Below are 23636 nucleotides of genomic sequence, written 5' to 3'. Positions count from 1 at the left end.
ATTAGAATACAAAAATAGTGATAGAGGTCATAAGGGATTTACGGTTTAAATTCTTCCGAAATTTAAAATCTATCCTCCAATCGTTAGCATAAGTCATTCGGATTTCGTAACTTATCAAAATGGAATATGTATTAAACTATTTTTTCAGTCCCGCTTTTAGGGAAAAGATGAAGCGCGTTATTAAGCGACGAGGGCTTGCTGTATTACTCTTCTTACTATTAGCATTTATCGAGGCAGGGAATACCCAATGAATATAAAAGGTTGTCAGGTTTGGCAACCTTTTTTCATACTATTTCAATCCACTATGCGTTAAATAGCTCATGAGCTACCGCATAATTCTTTTAATCTCCACATTTCTTTCGCTAACTTGTCTTTTCATCCCCTTTGTTTGGATGGAAATTGGTCCACTGGGTTTTAAAAATTATGGTCCAACTATCCCTGATGTTTACATTTACGGAGGAACCATAACTGGCAAAGATTTTGCTTTTTGGGGAATTCGTTTCGCAGTTGGATTTCAACTCATCTTTATGCTACTTTTTTCAGCTTTGTCGCTTATAGCATTGTTTGTTAAAAGTAAAGCCGTAGTTCTTGCATTTTTGAGTGTTCAATCGTTGCTACTTGCTCTTTTCCCGCTCTGGTTAAAAGCATACATCAATGGTGTTGAATGCAACAGCGATGGCGCAGATCTCACCATTCATTATCAACTTGGGATGATGTTTTATGGAATTTTAATCGGATTGAACATCTTCGGTTTTATCCAAACAGCTCGTTCGAAAAGATTTCATCGGATTGATACCATTTTGAAATGAGGATAATCCAAAACAAGCATTTTTCTAACTTATATTTGTGCTGAATACCCTTAAGAAAAAAAGACCTTTCCATGGAAAAATTCGAGATTCGCTACGAATCAAGACATTTAGAAAAGCCGATTTCTGAGCAGAAAGCATTGGAAGAGGGTTCCTACTGCCGAATTTTTTGTGTGGATGGTCAGATTCTCAAAAAAGAGTGTTTTTACAAACATGTTCCTGATAGCATTTACTGGTATACCTCTACGTTGGATGATGTAACTGAATTACTATCTAAACTGCGTTCGGAGTATCCTACCGGTTCCATTATTCTGGTCAAAAGAGAGCCTTATTTGGATTATATCATCGAAATAAATCATTGGTATGAAGGAGAAGATCTGGTTTATACTGGAGGAAATTCATTTGTTTACAATCACCTACAGGAGGAAATATATAGAGGTAGTTTTGATGAAAAAAATCAATCAGATGAGTTATTCAAATCATTCCATGATGGAATTGTATATTACTGGTTTTACTATTCAAAAAACGGAGAATTGGATCATTTAATCGGCTGGGGCTCATCTGGTGGAGAATTAAGCAGATCTGATATTGACTATTTCTTGCCTGGTTTTATTGAGAACAACCTCTATTATGCAAATGATACCATGTATCCCGAATTTTATTCGAAGGATTGCTTTTTCTTGAAGGAAAAACCAGAGCCTGTTATCACCCAAAAAACGAATTTTAAAGAGCTTCCAAAAAGGCGACCATCCTTTTATCAAAGCTATCCGAATGAAATATGGCTTTCAGTAATTCTGTTGATCATTTTGCTGATTTTGTTTTTTGGGTGAAGAAGAATTTTTAAAAAACTTTTTCCTAAAACCCTTGCATATCAATAAAAAGTGCGTATCTTTGCACTCCACTAACGGAAACGTCTGTTAGAAATGAAATTTAGAAATAGCAATAGTTATAAAGATATATTGCGGGGTGGAGCAGTTGGTAGCTCGTCGGGCTCATAACCCGAAGGTCGCACGTTCGAGTCGTGTCCCCGCTACAAAGAAAAAAGCGTAATTACGAAAGTGGTTATGCTTTTTTCTTTTCCTCTAGTCCCGCTCTCACACTCATTCCTACAACACTTTTTTCTCAGAGCGAGTCCCGATAGCCATCGGGATGAGAACGAGAGTGTGTTTTGGCAACCTTTTTCCGTATTTTCTGCTTTTAATTACATTTCCACTCTTCCGGATCAATCGGACGTTCATATTGTGTACGTTTGATTTCGTTCCCAATGGATTCTTCTTCCGAATGTCTGATTGTGCACGCTTTTAAATCGATCTCTATAACTTGTTTTCGTTTAGGATTCTTTGTTCCTTCCGTTTTACGATTAAAATATGCCGGAAAACCCATTTTTCCTTTGAAGTCATACGAGAAATCGTCTTGACAGCTTTTACAATAGAAAGCCTTCGAGTAACTCCATTCCTCACCGGAAAGTGAGTACAATTCACGGATGCTTTTCATCGTATCTCCATTCGCTATATTAATGACGTCATTTTCACGTTTTACAGAAGGATTGGAGCCTGTCCGGATTGTGACACGATTAATTCCACGTGCGCGTTCTCCGAACTGTCTATCATGACCACTATCGAAATAGTAAGCTTCACCTTGGGTAAATTCGGTCCGCATAACCAGCTGATCATTCGAATAAGTTAACATCAATGAGGTGTCAGCTTCCGGTTCTTCGGTGTTTTCTGCTTTAAAAATCCAGTTTCCTGTTCGGTTACCATTGGCATAGATACGCTCCTGTACCAGCTTTCCTTTTTCGTCCCAAAAGCCCCAGATCCCATCAGGTTTGCCATTGCGGAAAGTACCGAAACACAACTTTGTTCCATTGGCATAAAAAGTTTCAAAAACACCATTCGGGTTAATCGAAGGCAAGCGCGAAACGTCGGCTTTTTCCAAATACCACGACCAGGCTCCTGAGTCCGGGTTTTTCCCGAATGATTTCATGACAATTGCCAGATTAATCATTTCTGCACGCTGTAATCCGGAAAGAGCCAGGTAATCTAGTTTTTTTAGCTCTCCAAAATTTACAGTGAAATAATCGATGTTTTCCAAGTGCAGCGCATGGAGTTGCGGCAGAGCTACCAGGCTATCATTCGGGGCATCCAAAAAGCTGATATAACCTGCACGATAGAAATCGTAGCCATCATAAGATACATCAACATGAATACTTTTCAGGGAAACCTTGTTGTAGAATTTTCGCCATAGGAATAAGTCACCGGGATAATAAAAGTCAAAATATTCATGATTTACGGATATGGACGGGTTGTAGACGTCGTGATTGATATAAACCGTCTCGAGCCTTTTAAAGCCATTCAGATCAGGGATGACTTGCCGGTCATAGAGATCCAGCCATCTGACTTTTCGACGCTCTGCCGCTTTCAGGGGCACATTTCCTAATAGCAGGGTGCGTTTACAGGAAAGTCCATCAAAACCAACAGTGTAAGGCCCCTGAGTTTTCTCTAGCACACCTTGTCGGTCGATTGTTACTTCCAAGCGATTGACAAGAGTATTGCTCTTACATCCTGATGCATTAAACTGTATGCGAGAGCTACGATCCTGTTTCGTAGCCTTATTCAGGATATGCTGTATAGTGGAATCCGGTCGAATAAGAATTTCAGTCTGGTTCGTGTCTGGGGAAACCCCCACAATGAATCTTTCATTATCCCATCTTCGCAGGGTATAATTCTGTAGCAATACCTGAGACCGAGAAGAAAAAACACTTCCATTGAGCAACAGCATTAAAATTAAACGGTAAAAAAGAGTTTGTGTCATCATTAGTCAATTGTTGGTCCGTATAACATCTCATCCTTGCTGAAGTTACACCTTACACGGAACTAAGTTAAGGCCAAAATAATAGTTTGATGTCTTACTGGTTATCGCTATAATCTAACCTCATGGTTCGAAATACAAGCTTCTTATGATTAATATTTCAATCCGATATGGGGAGTTTGATTGAATTTAAACTTTGAATATCTTCTATTAACTCCTTGTTCGATACTGGTCGCTTACCCGCTACTAGTAAAACGGTAATCAATTTTTGGTTACCGTTTTTTTATGTCTAATATTTTTGAAGGTCGCACCTTCCGAAACCCGCGCTATTGTACTCATTTCCGTAATAGACATAGATTTTAGTGACAAAACTTCTGGTGTTATTTGTTAACTCACCGAATATTTTTCTTGCTTCCCACCACCGATCATATGCGGAGTTCATCCTGAATCCTAAAAAAAATGCAATTGCTAATCCGAAAACTGAACCAATTTGAGTTGGAATTTGATAGATCTGATCTCCTAAATATTCTTCTGTACCAAAAATAATTAACGAATAAATGAAAATGCCAAATAAGGCGAGACTATTTTTACGAGTTGCAACCCCCTTGTTTTTCTGTTGTAATCATCGTTTAATTATTCATTATGTTCATTTGAGTTTCTGGATATTACTTCATTTTCACGGATTTCCGTATGACGGATTTCACCTCCGGAAGTTCCAGTTTGTTTTCCGAAGAATAATACAACGAAGGAGAAAGCTAGTACAATCAAACTTGCAGGTTTGGAAAGTCTTTTTTGTTTCCAGCTGAACCACAGGGATAGAAGTGAAATCAATCCCAGGCCGTAAGATAATAAGGCGAAAAGTTCGGCTTTCTCCTCATGCTCATGAATAAAATTTTGTGAAACACCTTTGATTTCTTCAACAACTTCTTCCGCTCCTTCACCACTCGACATAGCCAGAATGGTAGCAATAGAACCTAAAATAAAAACGAAATAACCTGTGCGTTTAATGGGTTCGGAACGGGAAAGGATTCCTGTTACCAACACAATTGCTCCGACCAGCGGAAAAATCAGCGGCAGATGATTTACCACCAAATGAAAATGAGCATCATTCATAATAATACAATTTTATTTTATTAAACATTCACTCCAAAGAGATAACCGACCAATGCGGATAAGCCCATTGCCAGCGTGCCCCAAATAGTAATTCTCATGACAGCTTTTGGTACTTTTGAACCACCCGTTCTTGCCGAAATTATTCCCAAGATAGCTAGGAACAAGATGGTAAAACCATATAGCCAATATTCCATCACTTGAACTGGAGCAAACAAAACAACCAATAAGGGTAAAGCTCCTCCGATTGAAAATGCTCCACACGATGCCATGGCTGCCTGTATTGGTTTGGCTTGACTTACCTCATTTATTCCTAATTCATCTCTTACATGAGCATCCAGCGCATTGTGCTCCGTCAACTCCATAGCAACCTGCATAGCAGTTTCCTTTTTCAACCCTCTCTTTTCATAAATCTGAGCTAAAATATTCAATTCCTGTTCCGGCATTTCCTTCAGTTCTTCAATTTCCCGTTCAATATCTGCCTTTTCGGTATCGGTTTGAGAACTTACAGAAACATATTCGCCAGCAGCCATAGATAAAGCTCCGGCTACCAAACCGGCTACAGTTGCCAAAACTATAGGTTCTCTTGAATCACTTGCTGTTGCAATTCCTATTGCAAGACTGGATAATGAAATAATCCCATCATTTGCACCCAAAACAGTTGCTCTTAACCAATTACTGCGATGAATAAAGTGATTATCCAAATAGTTGTCAATTGTCAGTAATTCAGATTTCTTTTTCATAGTTTCTACAAATTCATCAGTGATGGGATTACTCGATATCTTCCTTAGCTATATTTAGCTGATTCCTAACATGAAGTTTTAAATTAGGAAAAGGAATTTAATAAACAAGGATATCCAGAATAAATCAAGTTTACAATGATATAAATCAGTTAATTAATTCCATTTACGACTTCGAAGCTCTTACTAGTTAAATGTGGACGCTTTTTTTTCAGAGCGAGTCCCGATAGCCATCGGGATGAGAATGAGAGCGGGTTTTGGCAACCTTTTTTGTTTTATAGAAAATCGCTATTCATGTTTCATCAATTCGCAGGAAAGCGAAATTTACAACCCGGGAGTTTTGACTGAACCTTTTGCATTTTCTTTTCGTTCATAAAAAGGTTGTCATTCTCTTCCAGATTACATTTCTTCAGCTGATGAAGTCGAAAGATCACTTTTGGAAAACGAGAAAATTTGTTGTCCGATATATCAAGAACGAACAAACTGGATAAATGTCGAATTGATCGGGGTAATTTTTGAATATTGTTGTAACTTAAATTTAAGTTCTCCAAGTTCTTGAGTTTCCCCAAAGATGATGGAAGGGTTTTAATCGTGTTTATATAAGCACTTAATGAAGTTAAACACTCCAATTGACCGATGGAAAAAGGTAAAGTTGTTAGTTCATTATTGTCGAGCACTAGTATTGTCAAATTTTCCATGTACTCGATTGAAGCGGGTAATGTCGTCAATCGGTTTTCACTAAGATCAAGCTCCTTTAATAGTCGGAGATTACCAAAAGAATCGGGCAATTGAGTCAGTTTGTTTTTATGAATGCGTAAGTATTTAAGGCTCTCTAAATCACCAAAGCTTTCAGGTAAAACACGAATTCTGTTGTTAAACATACTGAGCAATTCAAGTTGATTTAATTTTCCAATGGATTCAGGAAGGGAGATGAGCCCACTTTTCGGGACGGTCAGCCGCCGAAGATGTGACAAATCTCCAATAGATTCTGGGATTTTTGTTAGAAAATCGTTGAATCCAATATGCAACTCTTCCAGAAGTTTTAATTGCCCAATAGCATTTGGAAGCTGCTGAAACGCGTTCTTGGTGAGATTCAGTTTCGTGAGTTTAGAAAGTTCTCCTAAATTCTCCGACAATTCTTTGATTTGATTAAAGGCCAAGTTCAATTCCTTCAGGTCGCTGAGTCTTCCGATTTCTTGTGGAATGGTTGTTAAGTTATTCTCACTAAAATCCAGATACTTCAAATGACTTAACTGAGCAATTTCAGCCGGAACACTGAGAAAGTTATTTCTGCCGAGATGCAAGTACTCCAAATGCGTTAATGTCATTATTGACATTGGGAATTCTTTAAGGTCGCAATAAGAGAGATTGAGTGTTTTGAGCTCGGTAAAACTACTAAAATCAAGAGGGCGAGGAAGTGTGAATTGAACGGATAAATCCAAATGGTAAACAATTGAAGGACTCTCTTTTGCTTTTTTCAGATTGGTGTATACTTTGTATTTCTGCCAATCGGAGGAAAGATTGATATCATCAATATAGAGCATACTCAATGCCGTAAATCCTTCTCGAAATTCAGGAAGTGAATGAATTTGATTTTCCCGTATTTTCAAGATCCTCAACTTCTTTAGCAAGCTAAGTTCATCGGGCAACTCTTTAAATTTATTGGTTTCAATTGACAGATGTTCAAGTTTGTTCAGGTTTCGAAAGGAAGCAGGGAGATTATCCAAACTATTTCCTTTTAGGTCCAGGAATTTAAGATTTTCAAGTTTGTCTATTTCCTCCGGAATAACTGGAATCAGGTTAGAGCTTAGGTGTAACTCCTCCAAATTTTTCATGCTAAGAATACTGATAGGGAAGTTCTTGATGCTTTGGCTGTTCAGAAATAGTTTGTAAACATCCGAAGGATTTCGTGCGGCTTCTTCGAGGTCGAAGAATATTTTGTCCGGTTGCGCTAATCCTTGTGCCCTGAATGAAAAGATCAATAGAATAAATAAAATTAGTTTCATCATCATATCTGTTTGTCGACCCATTCGGGATGTTAAAAAACAATTGAACAGTTTGGCATTTTTTCTTCAAATAACGCCCGGTAATGCTTTAAGTTATTTCCATATAAGATCAGTGTTTTCAGATTTTTAAGTTCGAAAAAAGAATCCGGTAATTGCTCAATATAATTCTGCTGCAAATTAAATGTTTCCAGGTTGTTCAGTTGAACTATGCAATCAGGAACAAAAGAAAGTTTATTACCATTCAACTGAAGTTCTTCCAACGCATCCAAATAACAGATTGCTGAATCAATCGTTTCCAGCCCATTCGCTACAATTGAAAGGGATTTTAACTTGTTCAGGTCTTTAAAGGATTCCGGGAGTTCTGATAGCCGATTGTAGTTCAGGTTGAGCCAGCGCAATTCGGATAACGATCCGAAGCTTTCAGGCAAACGTTGTAATTTTTGATAGCTAAGATCTAACCTGTAAACCTCATTTGCGTATTTGAGAGCTGAGTCGATGGAAGTGTAAAGTTTAATTTCTTTTATCGCCTCGGAAATCGGAAATTGATCCAAATAGAGATCTGCTAAATTCGTCATACTCAGATGCAGTTCAGGCACATGCTTCAGCCCATTCTGTTGCAAATCAAGTACGATAATACTTTTTGATTTCAGCAAAGACTCCGGGAATGTCGAAAATTGGTTGTGATCTAATTTGACGATCATTAGAGTTTTCATTTTTTCGATCGAATCCGGCAGGGTAGACAAGAGGTTATTGCTAGCATAAATTTGCCTTAGATTGCGCATTTCGCTGAGGGATGACAGCAAACGTGTTATGCGATTTTCCGAAATTTCCAGCGAAGTAATAAGGTGCAATTTGGTGAAAGATTCTGGCAATAGCTTAAGAGAATTATGTTGTAAGTAAATTCCCGATAAGTTCTCCAGCTGACCAAAAGACTTCGGTAAACAGACAAGTTGGTTACTATCCAGAAGAAGTACACTGAGCAATTGTAGTTGTACGATCTGGTTTGGTAGTTTTTTTAGTCTGTTATTTCCTGCATCCATGATTTTCAATTGCCGCAGTCTGCACCATGATTTTGAGACTTTAGAAATCCTGTTGTGTGCGATAAAAATTTCCTCCAAATCCTTCAACTCACCAAATGACTTTGGCAGCGAGCTTAGATTATTGTTAGTGAGATCTATTTTTTTTAATTGAGTTAAAAGTCCTATTTCTCTCGGCAATGTGTTCAGTCTATTTCCACTTAATTCAAGCGATACTAATTGATTTAAAGTTCCAATTAACCCTGATAAAGAGCTTAAATCGTTTTTTGAAAGAGAAAGTTCTTTTAATGATGTTAGTGACCAAAAAGAGTTTGGCAAAGTTCCTATTTTGTTTCCCGACAAATCAAGATATTCTATCATCGGAAGTAATTGTATAGAGTCCGGAATATATTTGATGTTATTGTTGGAAAGATTCAACGACCTCAAATTTTTCATTTCAAATATGGAAGAAGGGAATTCATTTAAAACGTGACCTTTCAAAGACAAGTGATACACCTGATCTTTATTTTTCAGGGCCTCTTCCAATGAATAATATATTTTTTTTATTTGAGCGTTGAGTGTGTTAGAGCTCGCGTAGAGAATGAATACAAAATAGAAAAGAAACTTATCAAGATTCATTGTATATCGTTTATGTGTTATACTAATCTGCAAGACAGATTATAGCCAAGTTACTTTCAATAATATAAAAAAGCTAAAGTAGTTACCAAAAAATATTTTATATCGCTGATTTGATTAGAAACAGGAATCACATCTTCTGGTTGCTCAATACTTTTCCTTCTAAAATCACCTGTACGGAAAATCGCAACTCACTCTATTGAAGTATTACTAAACCGTTTTACTAAATTGTTAGTAAGGCGCATCTTTGTCTAAACTTTAAAACTTAAAACGATGACTCAGAAACCTTCATTCGCATTTATTGCTGCTAGCTGGATAGCATTTGGAACAGGATTAATAGGATATTTCACTGGAATTTTTGGAAACCAGAATCTGCAACTCAGTGAAAAGGGATACTACTTTACAGTAATTATGTTTGGTTTATTCTCTGTAATCAGCGTCCAAAAAAGTGTTCGCGACAAATTGGAAGGAATTCCAGTAACCGATTTGTATTACGGCATTAGCTGGTTCTGCACCATCTTATCTATTTCTCTCTTGGTTATTGGATTGTGGAATGCCAATATGTGGGGAAGTGAAAAAGGATTCTTTGCCTTTTCGTTTGTACTAGCTCTATTTGGAGTAATTGCTATACAGAAAAATACACGTGACGCTATTTCCAAAGAGAAACCTTTCTAATCAATCTTAAAAGAAAACCTGTTTGTCATTTGATAGACAGGTTTTTATATTTAATCGAAATGGCCATTAAAAGTCTAAATATTTCAATTTATTAACGCAGGAATTCGGGCATTTCAGCCATTTTTTAGAATAAGAAGCGTACCTTTGCACCAAATTTCAAGTATATGTCTCACAAATCAGCTTTCGTAAATATTGTTGGTAGCCCAAATGTTGGTAAATCAACCCTTATGAATGGATTGGTGGGCGAAAAGCTTTCCATCGTTACATCCAAAGCGCAAACAACACGTCACCGTATTCATGGTTTAGTGAACGGTGATGATCATCAAATCGTTTTTTCAGATACTCCAGGAGTAGTCAATGCTTCTTATAAGTTGCACGAAGCGATGATGAGTTATGTGGAAAGTTCGTTCAAAGATGCCGATATTTTGCTTTTCATCACAGACATGTCTGAAAACGAAATGAATCACAAGGAAACGCTTGAACGCATTGTGAAATTGAAAATTCCGGTTCTATTGATTTTGAATAAGATTGATTTGGCGGATCAAACAAAATTGGAAGAGCGCGTACAATATTGGAAAGAAAAAGTTCCGAATGCGGAAATTATTCCAACTTCTGCGTTGCATAAATTCAACATCAATGTCATTTGGGACCGCATTTTGCAATTGGCTCCTGAAGGTCCTGCATACTTTGATAAAGATGAATTATCGGATCGTCCTGTGCGTTTCTTCGTCGCAGAAATGATCCGTGAAAAGATCTTTTTACATTGTGACAAAGAGGTTCCTTACGCTTGTCAGGTAGAAATTGAATCCTATCAGGAAGCAGAAAACATTACACATATTCGCGCCTTAATTATTGTAGAAAGAGATTCTCAAAAGGGAATTTTGATCGGTAAAAAAGGTGACATGTTGAAACGCATTGGTCGCGAATCACGCTTAGATATGGAAGCTTTCTTGGGTCAAAAAGTATTTTTGGAGACCTTCGTGAAAGTGGACAAAGACTGGAGAACCAGTGAACAAAAATTGAAAAAGTACGGGTATTAAGCCCGAGATTATCTATAACGCAGTGCTGTGAAGTACGTCTAAAAAACAAAAAATGGGAAATATTATTGCCATCGTAGGACGCCCAAATGTAGGAAAGTCCACCCTATTCAATCGCTTAACAGAAAGCAATCATGCAATTGTAAAGGAAATAAGCGGTGTTACTCGCGATCGCATTTATGGTCGTGGTGAATGGAACGGAATTCCGTTTTCAGTCATTGATACTGGGGGTTACGTAAGAGGTTCAGAAGATATTTTTGAAGGAGAAATCCGCAAGCAAGTTGAAATTGCGATTGATGAAGCAAATGTCATTCTATTTGTAGTGGATGCTACAACTGGAATTGTTGATTTGGATGAAACGGTTGCGAAAATTTTGCGAAAATCCAAAAAGAAAGTATTGGTCATCGCAAATAAAGTAGACAACAATGATCGCGTTGGAATGTCAGCTGAATTTTGGTCCTTTGGACTTGGAGAAGTTTTTGATTTATCCGCAGCAAATGGTTCTGGTACAGGAGAAATCTTGGATGAAGTAGTGAAATACTTTGAAAAAGAAGATCCACGTGGCGAAGAAGAAGCAAATCTTCCTCACATTGCTGTAGTTGGAAAACCAAACGTAGGTAAATCTTCTATGATTAATGCTTTCACTGGTGAAGAACGAAATATTGTAACAGATATCTCTGGAACAACAAGAGATTCTATCGATACACGCTACAAAGCTTTTGGTTTCGATTTCATGTTAATTGATACCGCAGGAATTAGAAAAAAAGCAAAAGTAACCGAAGATATTGAGTATTATTCGGTATTGCGTTCCGTTCGTACGATTGAAAATTCAGACATCTGTATTTTTATGATCGATGCTACTGAGGGAATTCAAAAACAAGATTTGACAATCTATTACATGATTGAAAAAAATCACAAAGGTGTGGTTGTTTTGGTCAACAAGTGGGACTTGGTTGAAAAAGATACCATGACTGCTGTCGAATACGAAAAGAAACTAAGAGAGGATTTAGCTCCTTACAACGATGTTCCAATCATCTTTACTTCTGCATTGACAAAACAACGCATTCATAAAGCGTTGGAAAAAGCAATGGAGGTTTTTGAAAATCGTACGCGGAAAATCTCTACATCCGAATTGAATGATAAATTACTTCCAATTATTGATAGCAATCCACCGCCATCATTGAAAGGAAAATACGTGAAGATTAAATACGTGCAACAGTTGCCAACACATGCTCCAGCGTTTGCATTCTTCTGTAATTTGCCACAATATATTCCAGATTCGTACAAACGTTTCTTGGAAAATAGATTACGTGACATGTATAATTTTGAAGGGGTTCCGGTGAGAATCTACTTCCGTAAGAAGTAATACTCAAAACAATAAAGATGGACATCTTTTAACCTTTATTGTTCTAAAAGAGATCGTCCTTAATCTGAATTAATTTTAATAATCCCGTTTTAATGCACTTATGTATTTATGTGAAATCAACTCAATATTGACTGGAAAATCCAACTTATACATAGAAAATAGAAGTCTTAAGTTTTAAAAGAGGTTTAAGAAATGTTAATAACTTCTGTAAATTGTTCATAAAACAGGTGTTGATATCAATTTTCTTTCTATCTTTGTGTCAACTCCACTTGTAAAGAAATTTATAAGCTCCCTCTATTCTCCGGTTTAGGGGGTTTTTTATGCACTGAATGAAAGTCTCATTTCTAATTGATGGTTTCAACCTTTATCACTCAATAGAGGATCTTGAAAAAAACAATGGTATTAAAGCCAAATGGCTAGATATCAAAACTTTATTGCATTCATATATGGGTGCTATTGGAGGAACTGCAAAGTTTGAAAAAATTTTTTATTTCACTGCACTAAGACTTCATGTTCAGAAGGAAAAACCCAACAGCATTGAGCGACATAAGAGGTATATTGCTGCTTTAGAGACAAAAGGAATTGAAGCAATTTATGGTGGATTTAAACCGAAAGAAGTGTTCTGCAAAAAATGTAATGAAACATTCGAAACTTTTGAAGAAAAGAAAACAGATGTTGCGATTGCATCAAAAATTATTGAGTTAGCAGCAAAAGCAATGTGCGATGTGATAGCTATCGTTTCAGGAGATACGGATTTAATTCCTGCAATTGAATTGGCAAAACAAATTAATCCTAAAATCAAAATCATTGTTTTTTTCCCTTATAAAAGAACTAATGATGAACTTAAAATCTATACCGATCAAACTTATTCAATTAAACCGCAGAAATACCAAAATTCTCAGTTTAAAGGATTAGTTCAAACAGCTTTAGGAGATTTTGCTAAACCATCACATTGGTAAAAGTAAAGACTTGATAAAGTGTACAATTTGAAGGGGTTCCGGTGAGAATCTATTTTAGAAAGAAATAAGAAAAAACACCGCTTTTGATTCGGTACAGATCCCGAATCTTCGGGATTAGTGCAGTCTTAAACAATTATTCTTTTATAAAAGTAGAGGCTGGTCGCGACCAGCCTCTACTTTTTTGTGTTATTTACTTACAATCACTGTTTCGCAATTATCTGCTGCTCATCACCAATAACTAACAGATAAGACCCTTTCGCCAAATTGGTCAAATCAATCGTGTTTGCGTCTGTTGTCATTAGCTTATTTCCCAATAGATCAAAAATTTCTTTACTCTCTGTAACACCTTCTACCTCCACATTTAGAATGTCTGAAACCGGATTTGGAAACACCTTGATTCGCGATTGAGCAACTTCTTGTACGTTTGCTGTTCCAACAATTCCACTTCTCGGATAATTGGTTACAACATCCCAAACCATATTTTGAATGTAAGCCGCCAAATTGGTATCAATCGTTACACTTGCATGCGGATTATTTGAAAGCCCAACAGGTGATTGTCCAAAAATACACGCATAATGAATCATTGAAATCATGTAAGCTCCAATATCATTTGTGTGAACACCATCCGTAAAAATTTGGTTCACATGCGTAATCGTAGGGACCAAACTTGCCTGTACATCGTCATAAAAACGCGCCATCATTCGATTCCCTGGAATAATGTAAACAGGTGGACAGCCACTCGTTCTATTGTCATTCGCATAGTCCTGCATTGCCTGCCAACCATTTGTTCCGCCCATACCACCATCTTCTAGAAAATCGAGCATTTGCCTCCATCCAGCAGCACTTCCATCTGTAGATTCAGGAATGCCGTATCCATCAAAAAAGTAAGCCGACCCGTCTATTCCTGGCCAATTGGTCCAAAGCATAGTTGGCGTACCTGCTCCGCTATTTCCATTTTGCCACGAATTATTGACGAAATTCAGCAAATTCTCTCTTGAAAGGTTCAAACTGTTGTTTGCAGGACCTTCAAAATTCTCTGTGACCACCAATAACTCCCAATTCGAGATTTCCAATGCTGGATTACTATTCGGTTCGTAACAATTTGGCCAGCAGGGGGAAGTGGTGTAGTTCCAGTGCATCGTTAACCAAGCTCCTGGCAAATCTGCTTTTCCAACCATCGAACCTAAAATTTGCCATCCTGCTAATCCGTTTTCATCAGCAACCAACTCCGTATATTGACCTGGCCAAGGACCAAACAATGGAGAAGTTAAACTATGGCCACAATGCAGCTGCTTTACATTAAAGGCGCTTGGTGTTCTAGGGGGAAGATTTTGCGCTCCGACAAGAACACTTGTTGCTAAAAAACAAGTGAGCGTAAGTATTTTTTTTACCATAACTTTCATAATCGGTTCATTTAATAAATTCAAAAAGACTCGCTTATTCTTTCACAATCTTGATTACTTCCTGGAATGTGTTCGAAACAATCGTTATCAAATAAACTCCACTTGCTGTGTTTTCCAAATCGACATTAAAACCTAGACCATCAATTTTGGTTACTTCTTGAATAATTTCACCTCTCAAATTTGTAATGATTATTTGAGCATTTTTTAGTTGAATATCTGAGTTTAGACTAAAAAGACCTGTGCTTGGATTTGGACTTACAGATAAATGAGAAAGCGATTGATGATCATTCAAACTATTTGTACCAGTTCCAAGTTTTTGATACCAACTATCTGAACCCGCAATGGCTATAATATTGTTTATGCTTGCTGAAGCGTTAAAATCAACTGTACCTGTAAAGGATCCTGTGATATACACATTGCTTGACTCGTCTGCATAAATTCCATATCCTCTGGTATATGCACCAACATCAGCAGTGCCATAATTTGTTGCCCAATTAAACGTTCCATTTGAATTTAACGCAATGATGTAAGCATCTTCCGCTCCAAGCTTTGTTAAGGTATTGCTCAACACAACATCTGGATTTGCATCCATATTATTGGCCATTTCTCCCGTAATATAAACAGCACCCGAATTAGTCACGTCCATATCCATGAAATCTTCTGTTCCCACACTACCAAACGTACTTACCCAATTCAGGGATCCACTTGGTGATAATTGTACCACAAAAACATCATCACTTCCGTTGGATGTCACATTAGTGGTTCCGCCATTCGTGTCAAAATTACAAGTCGAAATAAATGAGCCATGGACATAAATAAATCCATTGTCATCAATATCAATACTTCTACCTTCATCCACAGCAATTCCACCCATCTTTTTGGCAAATACAAAGTCATTAGACGAATCCAATTTTAAGACAAAAATGTCATTGGTACCTGTTAACTCTACGACAGGTACCCCTGGATTAAAATCAGTGTTTCCACCAAACATTCCTGTCATAAATTGATCTCCGGATGAAGCATCAACGACAATATCTCTGCCGCGATCCGAGCTAATGCTTCCTATCGTTTTTGACGTCACATAATTACCCGTAGCAGATAATTTTAACATGAAAATATCGGAACTTCCATTGCTTGTTGCGTTTTGAATGCCGGCTCCCGGATCAAAATCCACGGTTGTTCTGAAAGACCCGAAAACAAAAACAGCTCCGTCAAAATCATCGATATCAATCCCATTTCCTTCATCGATATCTGTTCCTCCGATACTTTTGGCCCAATCCAACTGACCGCTTGGATTTACTTTCACTACAAAAACATCCTCCATTCCTGCCGATGTCAAGTTAGTAACACCTCCATCCGGATTGAAATCGGCGGTTCCGTTAAAAGTTCCGGTGATATAGATATTTCCTGCTTGGTCTAACACGATTTCAGATGGAATATCTTCTGCAGAACCACCAAAGTTTTTCGCCCATAAAAAATTTCCCTGGGGACTCGTTTTTACCAAAAAAATGTCGTTTCCGCCATTCGATGTGAGGTTGCCAACTGCTGGAGAATTGTCAAAGTCTGACGTAGACCCGAATACTCCAGCAGTGTAAACATTTCCTGCGGCATCAACTGCCATGCATTTTCCAATTGCCGAGGCTCCCCCGTCTGCATTTCTGGTCCAATGATGGTTTGGCATTTGCGCGATAAGTGACTGTGATGCACCAATCAGCGTTAGTGATAAGATTATTTTCTTCATTTTTTCAAATTTTATTCGTTGTAAAACTCCAACAACTCACTTGTTTTTTATAACAAGAAAGCACAGAATCTGCTCTGATTCTGAAGATTGAAATTATAGAATAAAATTACGGGTATTGAAGTACATGATTACATGGGGAATCCTCCTTTTTCAAACTAGGGAATACCCTTGTTTACTCGTTTAACAAGCCCAGTAAAAGGGTCTTTTTTACAAGTCCGGTTAAATTGGTTACATCTAGTTTTAACATCAAACTTGAGCGATAATTTTCGATGGTTTTCTCTGACAGGAATAACTCTTCGGCGATTCTCTTAGTAGTGTATTCATCCATGATAAGCTTCAACACCTGTTTCTCACGCGTAGTGAGTTGGATATGGGTCTTCTTCTTTGCATCATTAAAAAGAGCCTGGCTCGTGTACGATTCTTTTGTTTGTCTGCTAAGATAAAAGGTGTCAAACGACCTGTTTCCGATCCATTCCACCAATTCTATGATGTCATCTGATTTTAAAAAAAACGCCTTAAATCCTGCATTAACGGTCGTTTGAATTGTTTCTGAATCATCAAAACTCGTCAATGCCGCAAGTATAAGGTACGGCTGTTTTTGCAACAATTGTGTCGCAATTTCTCTTCCGTCAGCCTTACCAAAATGGATGTCTAAAAAAACGATGTCATAAGTGTACTTGTCTACAGCTTGCAACAAATCCGTACTATTATTGGCACAATCTACCCTTGAAACAATTGGTTCCTTAAGCAATACATCTCTCAAACCAGTGGTAATGAGCTGATGATCATCTCCCAATAAAATTGTCAATTGCTTCATGCTTCTAATTGAATTTTAACCGTTGTACCCCTATTTTCTATAGATTGAATGGTGATTCTACCCTCTAATGCTGAGATTCGTTCCTTTACACTCTTCAATCCTGATTCAATTTGAGACGGAGTTATTCCTAAACCGTCGTCTTCTACTTGAATAGTCAATTCGTTGTTTATCAATTCAAATTTGACAAAAATGGAATGACACTGAGCATGCTTGAGTGCATTTCCTATTAACTCTTGCAATACTCTATAAATCAAATGACTTTTAGCAGTGCTAAATTGTAAATTCATGGGGTGACTTAGAACGATAATTTCAGTAATCGAGGTAGAAATTCTTTGAGAAAAAAGCTCAATTGCCTCTATTAAATCAATCTTATCGAAATCGACAGGCATCAAATTATGGGCAATTTTCCGGCTATCTTCCTGCAATCCTTTCAATAATTCAACAACCTCCTGTTTATTGGTGTCAGCGCCTAATTTATAACTGATTCCAGCCACCGTTGCCGCAATTCCATCGTGAATTTCAAAAGCAATTCGGGCACGTTCCTTCTCTTCGCCTTGAATCATGGATTCTGCTATTTTTTGGTTCGCTTGTAACCCTAAAATAGCTTGCTTATTTCGTGCTAGTCTACGCACAAAAAATAGTACTAGAACTGTAATTAGCAAGAGCAGAAGTAACATTGCTATGAATGTTTGTTTTTCACCTATTTCCTTTTGCTGCTTGGCCAATTGGTAACGTTGCTTTAGAATCTTTTTCGCCTTTTTTTCTGACTCATATTTTAAACGCAATTCATTGATGTTTCTTTGGTTTTCGACTCCGGCAGTTTCACTGTACAACTCGTAGGATTCATTAAAAAAAATAAATGCTTTTTTATATTCCCCTTTCGCTGCATAGGCTTTTCCAATAATTCGTTTTGAAGTATGAATGACATCCCGGTTATTTAATTCCTGAGCGAGTGTTAAAACGGAATCACCCTTATCAATCACTTTCTGAAAAGCATTTTGCTCATCATAAATGCCCATTAAACCAATTTGACTCATCAGTTCAAAATGCTTAACTCCAAGCTTTTTACTTAGTTGAATACATTGATTGTAATACAACTGCGCGCTGTCAAATCGATTGTCTGCTTTGTAAATTTCTGCATAACCGATTGTTACTGCCAATTTAGCCATCGGATCACCGTTCAAATTGGCAATGCTATCGGCTTTCGCTTCAATAAATAACGCCTTATTTGGCTGTTTGGTTTTATTGAGTGCAATTGCATAAGTGGTCAAGATATTGGCTTTTATGCGATCTTCCTGAACGTTTTTGAGTAATTGATACCCTTTAGAAGCATATTCCAATGCCGTATGATAATCTTTCAGACTGAAATAATTGTTTGCAATGTTGCTATAAATCCCAGCGAGCGAATTCAAATCATTCACCGATCTAAAAATCTTCTCAGCTTTCACATAGTTATCTAACGAGGAATAGAGATTACGTCTATATCCGTTTGTATTTCCTTTTAGATTGTAAAATTTGCCACGAAATCCTGCCTCATTTGGTTGATAGGATAAGCTCAATCCTTTATTTGCAACAGCATCTGCAGAGTCCAAATTTCCCAGATTCAGAAAAGCCTTCCCTTCCAAAAATAGTTGTGTAGCCGTGCAGTTTGTAGACCCATTTTTAAGCGCAACTTCACGTGCTTTCTCTCTGTAATATTGGTTAGAATCCGCAAATAAAGTAGCTCGATTGTAATAGTCGACTATTTGTGCAGAATCGATACTGTTTTGTGATGAAATTGGATTTTCAGTCACGTGATTCGTCGTACAAGAAGCTAGGGCAATTGATCCCGCAAATAGTGCCCAAATTTTCATGCATTCATTGGATTAAATTTAGAGTTGTTCAATTGGTTGAAAAATCTCCTTTTTTAGTTGCTACTCTCTACTAAATATAAGGCAAGTTTATGAATTTATCACAAGATTCATCCGAAATAAGTTAAATAACTAGAATCTAAGTTAAACTATGAAATCAAAAGGAGGAGTTTTAAGTCAGAATAGTGACATCGTGAGATTGTAAAAAGTACAGCTTTGACGAAATTCTTCCTCGAATTTACTTCCATAAGAAAAATTACCATGGTAACTGGTGGATAAGCTTGCACTTATCCCAGAAATCAAAAAGTCAGGACTTTTTTGTAAATATCCGTTTTTGAAATTCGTCTAAAACTGCAAAATATAATTTGTTCGTTTTTCTTCCCCAATCGTTGTGGTAGGTCCATGTCCTGGATAAACCATTGTATTATCAGGCAATGTAAAAATACGTTCATGAATTGTTTTCTTCAAGACATCCATCGAACCTCCTGGCAAATCTGTTCGCCCAAAGCTTCCTTTGAACAAGATATCTCCACCAATCAAAATTCCAGCTGCTACATTATAAAATGCAACGTGACCAACGGAATGTCCAGGGCCAAAAATTACTTGAAATTCCAAATCACCATAACGAAGCACCTCATTGTCCTCCACAAAAACGGTAGGTTCAGGGGAATGCACATATCCAACTAAGCCATACATTTCGGCAGATTTCTGGGCAAAACCCAAGGTAAATAACTCTTCTCGATGAGCAACCAATGGAACTTGAAATTTCTCCACACAAAAGGCATTACCTACAATATGGTCAATATGGCAATGTGTATTCAACACAGCATGAACATTCAGCTTCTTTTCGGTAATGAAATTAACCAATTCCTGCTGTTCAAAACGTTCATAGCAACTTGGATCTACGATAACCGCATCGCCTTTGTCATTATAAACAACTGAACCATTTTGTTGAATGGGATTACCCGTAAAAATTTGAACTTTCATAGTTAACGAAGCACATTGATGTGACCTGTAAAAGTATACTTTTTATCACTAACGAGTTCTCTTGTTTCTAGAATCCAAGTATATCCTCCAGCTGGAACAATTTTACCTTGATAAGTTCCATCCCAAGAAGCCTTTGGATCATGACTTTCCCAGATGTTTTCTCCCCAACGATTGAATAACTTCAAATTAAACTGGAAAATATCTATTCCGTCAATATGTAAAAACCAAGTCTGATTAAACTCATCTCCATCCGGTGTGAAGGTATTCGGTGCATAAACAATGACATCACTAAGAACCTGCGCTATTTTAGTAATAGAATCAATACAACCATTGATGCTAGTTACGATTAAAGTAATGTTATAATTTCCAGGCACTCCTTCAGGTAAATCAACAGATACATCCTCGAAATTTGATTGATTAGGTGTACCACCCTGAATAGACCAGTTGTAATCCACCACATCTGTAGAACTGCTATTATAAAGCATTATATGAGTTTCAAAGATTGTCGTTGGATTTGGAGTAATATTGAAATTTGCTGTTGGATTTCCATATACTGTAATCATGTCTGGGAACGTATTCGAATAAGTACAAGCACTATCAGAAACGGACGTAATACTTACAGTATAAACACCTGGACTTTCATACGTATGGGAACACGTATCCAATGCATTTGTGGTAATTGTAGGAGAACCATCACCAAAATCAATCGTACTCGTTGCAGGTATTCCTGGTCCTGCAGTTACATTTGAAAAAATAACATGATGTGGAAAACAACCGTCAGCGTCATCTGGTGTTAGAACTAAATTCAACGGTTGAGGAACGGTAATAATCATACAAGAGCTATCTGGCATTGATCCACATGCTTCTGTTAAAACTACGCAATATTGAGTTGTTAAAGTTGTTGTAACAGCTATTGGATTTCCAACTCCTTGCACACCCGCATTGGTAAACCAAGTAAATGTATAGGGTGAAGAACCTCCAGATCCAGTAACATTAATCGTTGAAATATCTCCAGAGCAAACAACCAAATCTGGGGAAATAGATGTAATTGATAGAGCTACAGGTTCTGTGATTACGAAATCAACCGTGTCGGTACATCCGCCAACGTTGTAAACCACGACTTGATAAGATCCAGCCATTAACCCATTAATTGTGAATGGTGAGCCATTTATTGGAGTATTAGCTCCGCCATTCAATGAATATTCTGAAGCATTTGTAGATGTAATTGCAGCACTACCATTTGGCAATCCATGACAATTAGAAGCTGTAGCAACAGCAACAGCCGTCGGATTAATTTCAGTAACAGTAATTGTTGCAGAAGAAATACAACCATTTGAATCTACCGTATAAACATAAGCTCCTGGGTTCATTGTAATTGGGTCATAAGGCATAACAACTGCAGCTCCAGCAGGATTTCTCCACGTTCCATTTGGAGAAGCTCCTGGTCCTAATAATGGAAATAAATCTGTAGGGGCACCTTGACCACAAGTTGTTAGTGTATTGTTTGTTCCTGGATTAGCAGAAGCTGATATACTCACGTTCACTTGATCCGTTGTAACGCACAATGGATGTCCCGTTGGATAAACAGATAATGTTAGTGTTGTGTTTCCATTCACTGTAGCAATCGGGTCCAAAATAGCTGGATTTGAAACCGAGCCAGCTGGAGTCCATTGATACGTTAAATTTCCTAAGCAATTTCCAACCAAATTATGTGTCGTTGTAGAAGCATTTCCGTTTGTTCCGTCTGATAAAACAACTGCGCCCGCAGCATCCAACACTTCGTAAGAGCACTCACCAATAAAGTTTCCTGCACCATCAAATTGAACGGTGAAAGCAGCACCATTTGGGATTGACAATGTAAATGAAGATGTCAATCCTCCAGGAATTGTAAATGTAGAAGTAACTCCATTGACAATTACAATTAAATTGTTGCCATTCCAACCATCACCCCATGTATCCTCGAGATTAAAGGTATAATCACAACTATTATTTCCTCCAACGATATTTCCATCTAACTGAAGTGGTAATCCATTACAAATTGTAGCATCTAGTCCTGCATCTGCCTGTGGATTTTCATTTACCGTTAAAGTGACCGTAGAATCATTTTGACAACCATAATTATCCAAAACAACATAGGAATAATTAAACGTTCCAGAAGCAGTTGGCACTACAGTAAGCACATCTCCATTTGTAGACATTGTTGCAAAGGTTGCTGGCATTACCCAATAAGAAGAATCGCTTCCTACTCCTATTTGAGGTTCAAAAGTGGTTACCGGCTCATAAAGATTTGGAGCCAAATTAAGTTCAAATGTAAATAAGGTTCCATCATCTGACGCCCAGTTATCAACTACAATAAGTGTCCAAACACCATTCAACGGACATCCAACAAGATTCGTAAAAGGTTGAACTGGTTCATAGTCTCCTGCAGGAACAGTTCCTCCAAAACCATTATTATTCGACCATTCGACCCACGTTTCTGTTGCCATTGGCGTGAAACAATAGTTATATGGAATTCCTTGCGTTGCGGGATCATCGCAATCTACATCATCTGCCGGATTTGGTTCTCCAATTTGAGTTCCGCCACCACCTTGTTGGTGTAAAATTTGACTTTGACCGTTCGGACATTCTACAATAATTACTAAATCCCCCATGAATGAATGTTCCATATCGAAACACAAACTTTGAACATCACTTGCTTGAGTCAATGTAGAACCTGCACTAAACCCAGTTTGGGTAATCGGAATTTCTTGCGCCACTCCCAATTGATCATCTGTCAAACAACCATCATCAATAGTTGCTGAGCCTGGAAACCCAGTCCAAGTAACCGGATAAAATGAAGGCTGAGCTGTGAAAACCACACTTTCTCCAAGACATAAGGTAGTATCCCCTGGAAAACCAACAAAACTTGGAATCGTAGCAACAAAAACCTGTAAATCCAATAAATTGGTATTGGTACAACCATTATTATCTGTTACAATTAACTGAACACGATATTGACCTGGAGCGGAAAATTGATGCGATGTGTTTTGTCCAGTAGCTGTTGTTCCATCCATAAAATCCCAAGAATAATTCGCAATGGTGAATCCTGGAGCAGCAAATGAACCCACCCCTGAAAAATCAACCACGTTTCCAACACAAATACGCGTACTATCTGGTGTTTCTCCTGCAACAATAAATCCTCCAGCTGTTGGAGTAGCACATGGTGTTTCACAAGTAGCACTTGCCGTAAACATTCCTGTTCCAACCGTGTTAGATCTAAAACGAATAGTAATACAACCAGAAGTATTTAATGGAGTAGACATAATAACAACCCCTTGCAACTGATTTCCCGTATACGTTCCCAATGTTGGTGCGGCTGTTGAATTACCATCATAAATATCCATGTAATCCACATTCGTGATGTTTGCAGCTGGATTATCATCCGTAGTACTCAATTGAAAAATATTGAAAACCATCGAAATCACATCTCCAGGGGTATCTGGACAAATAGTTACAACAACTGTTTCATTGTTTCCATATCCAGGTCCACCTTGCCCACCTGAATCAATGATAAATCCATTGCAGGTATTAAATGTTTGGTTATTATTTACCGCCGAAACCGAAATAGGCATCTGGGAAAATAAATTATTAGCCAGCAATACTGCCAGCACGATTAGAAAATTCTTCATAATATTCAGAT

The 23636-nt window shown here is 37.6% G+C and carries 18 protein-coding genes and 1 tRNA gene; 7 read left to right on the top strand and 12 right to left on the bottom strand.

Annotation, left to right across the window (positions count from 1 at the left end; all coding sequences use genetic code 11):
- Positions 1-320: 320 nt before the first annotated feature.
- The 3 genes from FLUTA_RS09000 to FLUTA_RS08990 all read left to right on the top strand — a co-directional run bounded on the left by FLUTA_RS09000 (position 321) and on the right by FLUTA_RS08990 (position 1839).
- On the top strand, positions 321-809 hold the full coding sequence (locus FLUTA_RS09000; protein WP_013686554.1) for a hypothetical protein: 489 nt from the start codon (positions 321-323) through the stop codon (positions 807-809).
- Positions 810-880: 71 nt separating this feature from the next.
- A complete protein-coding gene (locus FLUTA_RS08995) occupies positions 881-1636 on the top strand; it encodes a hypothetical protein (protein ID WP_013686553.1) in 756 nt (251 codons plus the stop codon).
- A 130-nt stretch (positions 1637-1766) separates the two neighbouring features.
- Positions 1767-1839 (top strand) — tRNA-Met (locus FLUTA_RS08990).
- A gap of 164 nt (positions 1840-2003) precedes the next feature.
- Here the strand turns inward: FLUTA_RS08990 and FLUTA_RS08985 are convergent.
- The 6 genes from FLUTA_RS08985 to FLUTA_RS08965 form a co-directional block, all read right to left on the bottom strand.
- Positions 2004-3233, bottom strand: coding sequence for a toxin-antitoxin system YwqK family antitoxin (locus tag FLUTA_RS08985; protein ID WP_148235415.1), 1230 nt, complete (start codon positions 3231-3233; stop codon positions 2004-2006).
- Positions 3234-3903: 670 nt separating this feature from the next.
- Entirely contained in the window at positions 3904-4158 is a 255-nt protein-coding gene (locus FLUTA_RS21170; RefSeq protein ID WP_342630460.1) for a bestrophin family protein, read from the bottom strand.
- Positions 4159-4247: 89 nt separating this feature from the next.
- Positions 4248-4727 (bottom strand): hypothetical protein, encoded by a 480-nt coding sequence (locus FLUTA_RS08980; RefSeq protein WP_013686551.1) that lies wholly within the window; start codon positions 4725-4727, stop codon positions 4248-4250.
- Between the two features lie 20 nt (positions 4728-4747).
- The gene (locus FLUTA_RS08975; protein WP_013686550.1) at positions 4748-5467 is read right to left on the bottom strand and encodes a VIT1/CCC1 transporter family protein; all 720 of its coding nucleotides are present in this window, start codon (positions 5465-5467) and stop codon (positions 4748-4750) included.
- Between the two features lie 299 nt (positions 5468-5766).
- Positions 5767-7494 carry a leucine-rich repeat domain-containing protein gene (locus FLUTA_RS08970; protein ID WP_013686549.1) on the bottom strand — a complete coding sequence of 576 codons (1728 nt, stop codon included), beginning with the start codon at positions 7492-7494 and terminating at the stop codon, positions 5767-5769.
- 8 nt (positions 7495-7502) lie between these two features.
- Positions 7503-9125: a leucine-rich repeat domain-containing protein gene (locus FLUTA_RS08965; RefSeq protein ID WP_013686548.1), complete on the bottom strand. Its 1623-nt coding sequence runs from the start codon at positions 9123-9125 to the stop codon at positions 7503-7505.
- A 270-nt stretch (positions 9126-9395) separates the two neighbouring features.
- Between FLUTA_RS08965 and yiaA the strand changes: the two genes are divergently transcribed.
- The 4 genes from yiaA (at position 9396) to FLUTA_RS20735 (ending at position 13159) form a co-directional block, all read left to right on the top strand.
- A complete protein-coding gene (yiaA, locus tag FLUTA_RS08960) occupies positions 9396-9797 on the top strand; it encodes an inner membrane protein YiaA (protein ID WP_013686547.1) in 402 nt (133 codons plus the stop codon).
- A 164-nt stretch (positions 9798-9961) separates the two neighbouring features.
- On the top strand, positions 9962-10837 hold the full coding sequence (gene era / locus FLUTA_RS08955; protein ID WP_013686546.1) for a GTPase Era: 876 nt from the start codon (positions 9962-9964) through the stop codon (positions 10835-10837).
- A 52-nt stretch (positions 10838-10889) separates the two neighbouring features.
- Positions 10890-12200, top strand: a complete 1311-nt coding sequence (gene der, locus FLUTA_RS08950; protein WP_013686545.1) for a ribosome biogenesis GTPase Der — start codon at positions 10890-10892, stop codon at positions 12198-12200.
- A gap of 329 nt (positions 12201-12529) precedes the next feature.
- Positions 12530-13159 (top strand): NYN domain-containing protein, encoded by a 630-nt coding sequence (locus tag FLUTA_RS20735; protein ID WP_013686544.1) that lies wholly within the window; start codon positions 12530-12532, stop codon positions 13157-13159.
- Positions 13160-13359: 200 nt separating this feature from the next.
- On the opposite strand, the gene FLUTA_RS20730 is transcribed toward FLUTA_RS20735, so the two are convergent.
- From FLUTA_RS20730 to FLUTA_RS08915, 6 genes are all read right to left on the bottom strand, one after another.
- The gene (locus FLUTA_RS20730; RefSeq protein WP_013686543.1) at positions 13360-14562 is read right to left on the bottom strand and encodes a T9SS type A sorting domain-containing protein; all 1203 of its coding nucleotides are present in this window, start codon (positions 14560-14562) and stop codon (positions 13360-13362) included.
- A gap of 34 nt (positions 14563-14596) precedes the next feature.
- A complete protein-coding gene (locus tag FLUTA_RS08935; protein WP_013686542.1) occupies positions 14597-16303 on the bottom strand; it encodes a T9SS type A sorting domain-containing protein in 1707 nt (568 codons plus the stop codon).
- A 172-nt stretch (positions 16304-16475) separates the two neighbouring features.
- On the bottom strand, positions 16476-17120 hold the full coding sequence (locus FLUTA_RS21950) for a LuxR C-terminal-related transcriptional regulator (protein ID WP_013686541.1): 645 nt from the start codon (positions 17118-17120) through the stop codon (positions 16476-16478).
- On the bottom strand, positions 17117-18973 hold the full coding sequence (locus FLUTA_RS08925; protein WP_013686540.1) for a tetratricopeptide repeat-containing sensor histidine kinase: 1857 nt from the start codon (positions 18971-18973) through the stop codon (positions 17117-17119). The genes FLUTA_RS21950 and FLUTA_RS08925 overlap by 4 nt, the downstream gene beginning before the upstream one ends.
- Before the next feature lie 342 nt (positions 18974-19315).
- Positions 19316-19957, bottom strand: coding sequence for an MBL fold metallo-hydrolase (locus tag FLUTA_RS08920; protein WP_013686539.1), 642 nt, complete (start codon positions 19955-19957; stop codon positions 19316-19318).
- A gap of 2 nt (positions 19958-19959) precedes the next feature.
- Positions 19960-23625, bottom strand: a complete 3666-nt coding sequence (locus FLUTA_RS08915) for a PKD domain-containing protein (RefSeq protein ID WP_083800543.1) — start codon at positions 23623-23625, stop codon at positions 19960-19962.
- Positions 23626-23636 lie beyond the last annotated feature (11 nt).

This window comes from Fluviicola taffensis DSM 16823, assembly GCF_000194605.1.
In the GTDB taxonomy this organism is placed as follows: domain Bacteria; phylum Bacteroidota; class Bacteroidia; order Flavobacteriales_D; family Crocinitomicaceae; genus Fluviicola; species Fluviicola taffensis.
This window is presented reverse-complemented; position numbering and strand designations above follow the sequence as displayed.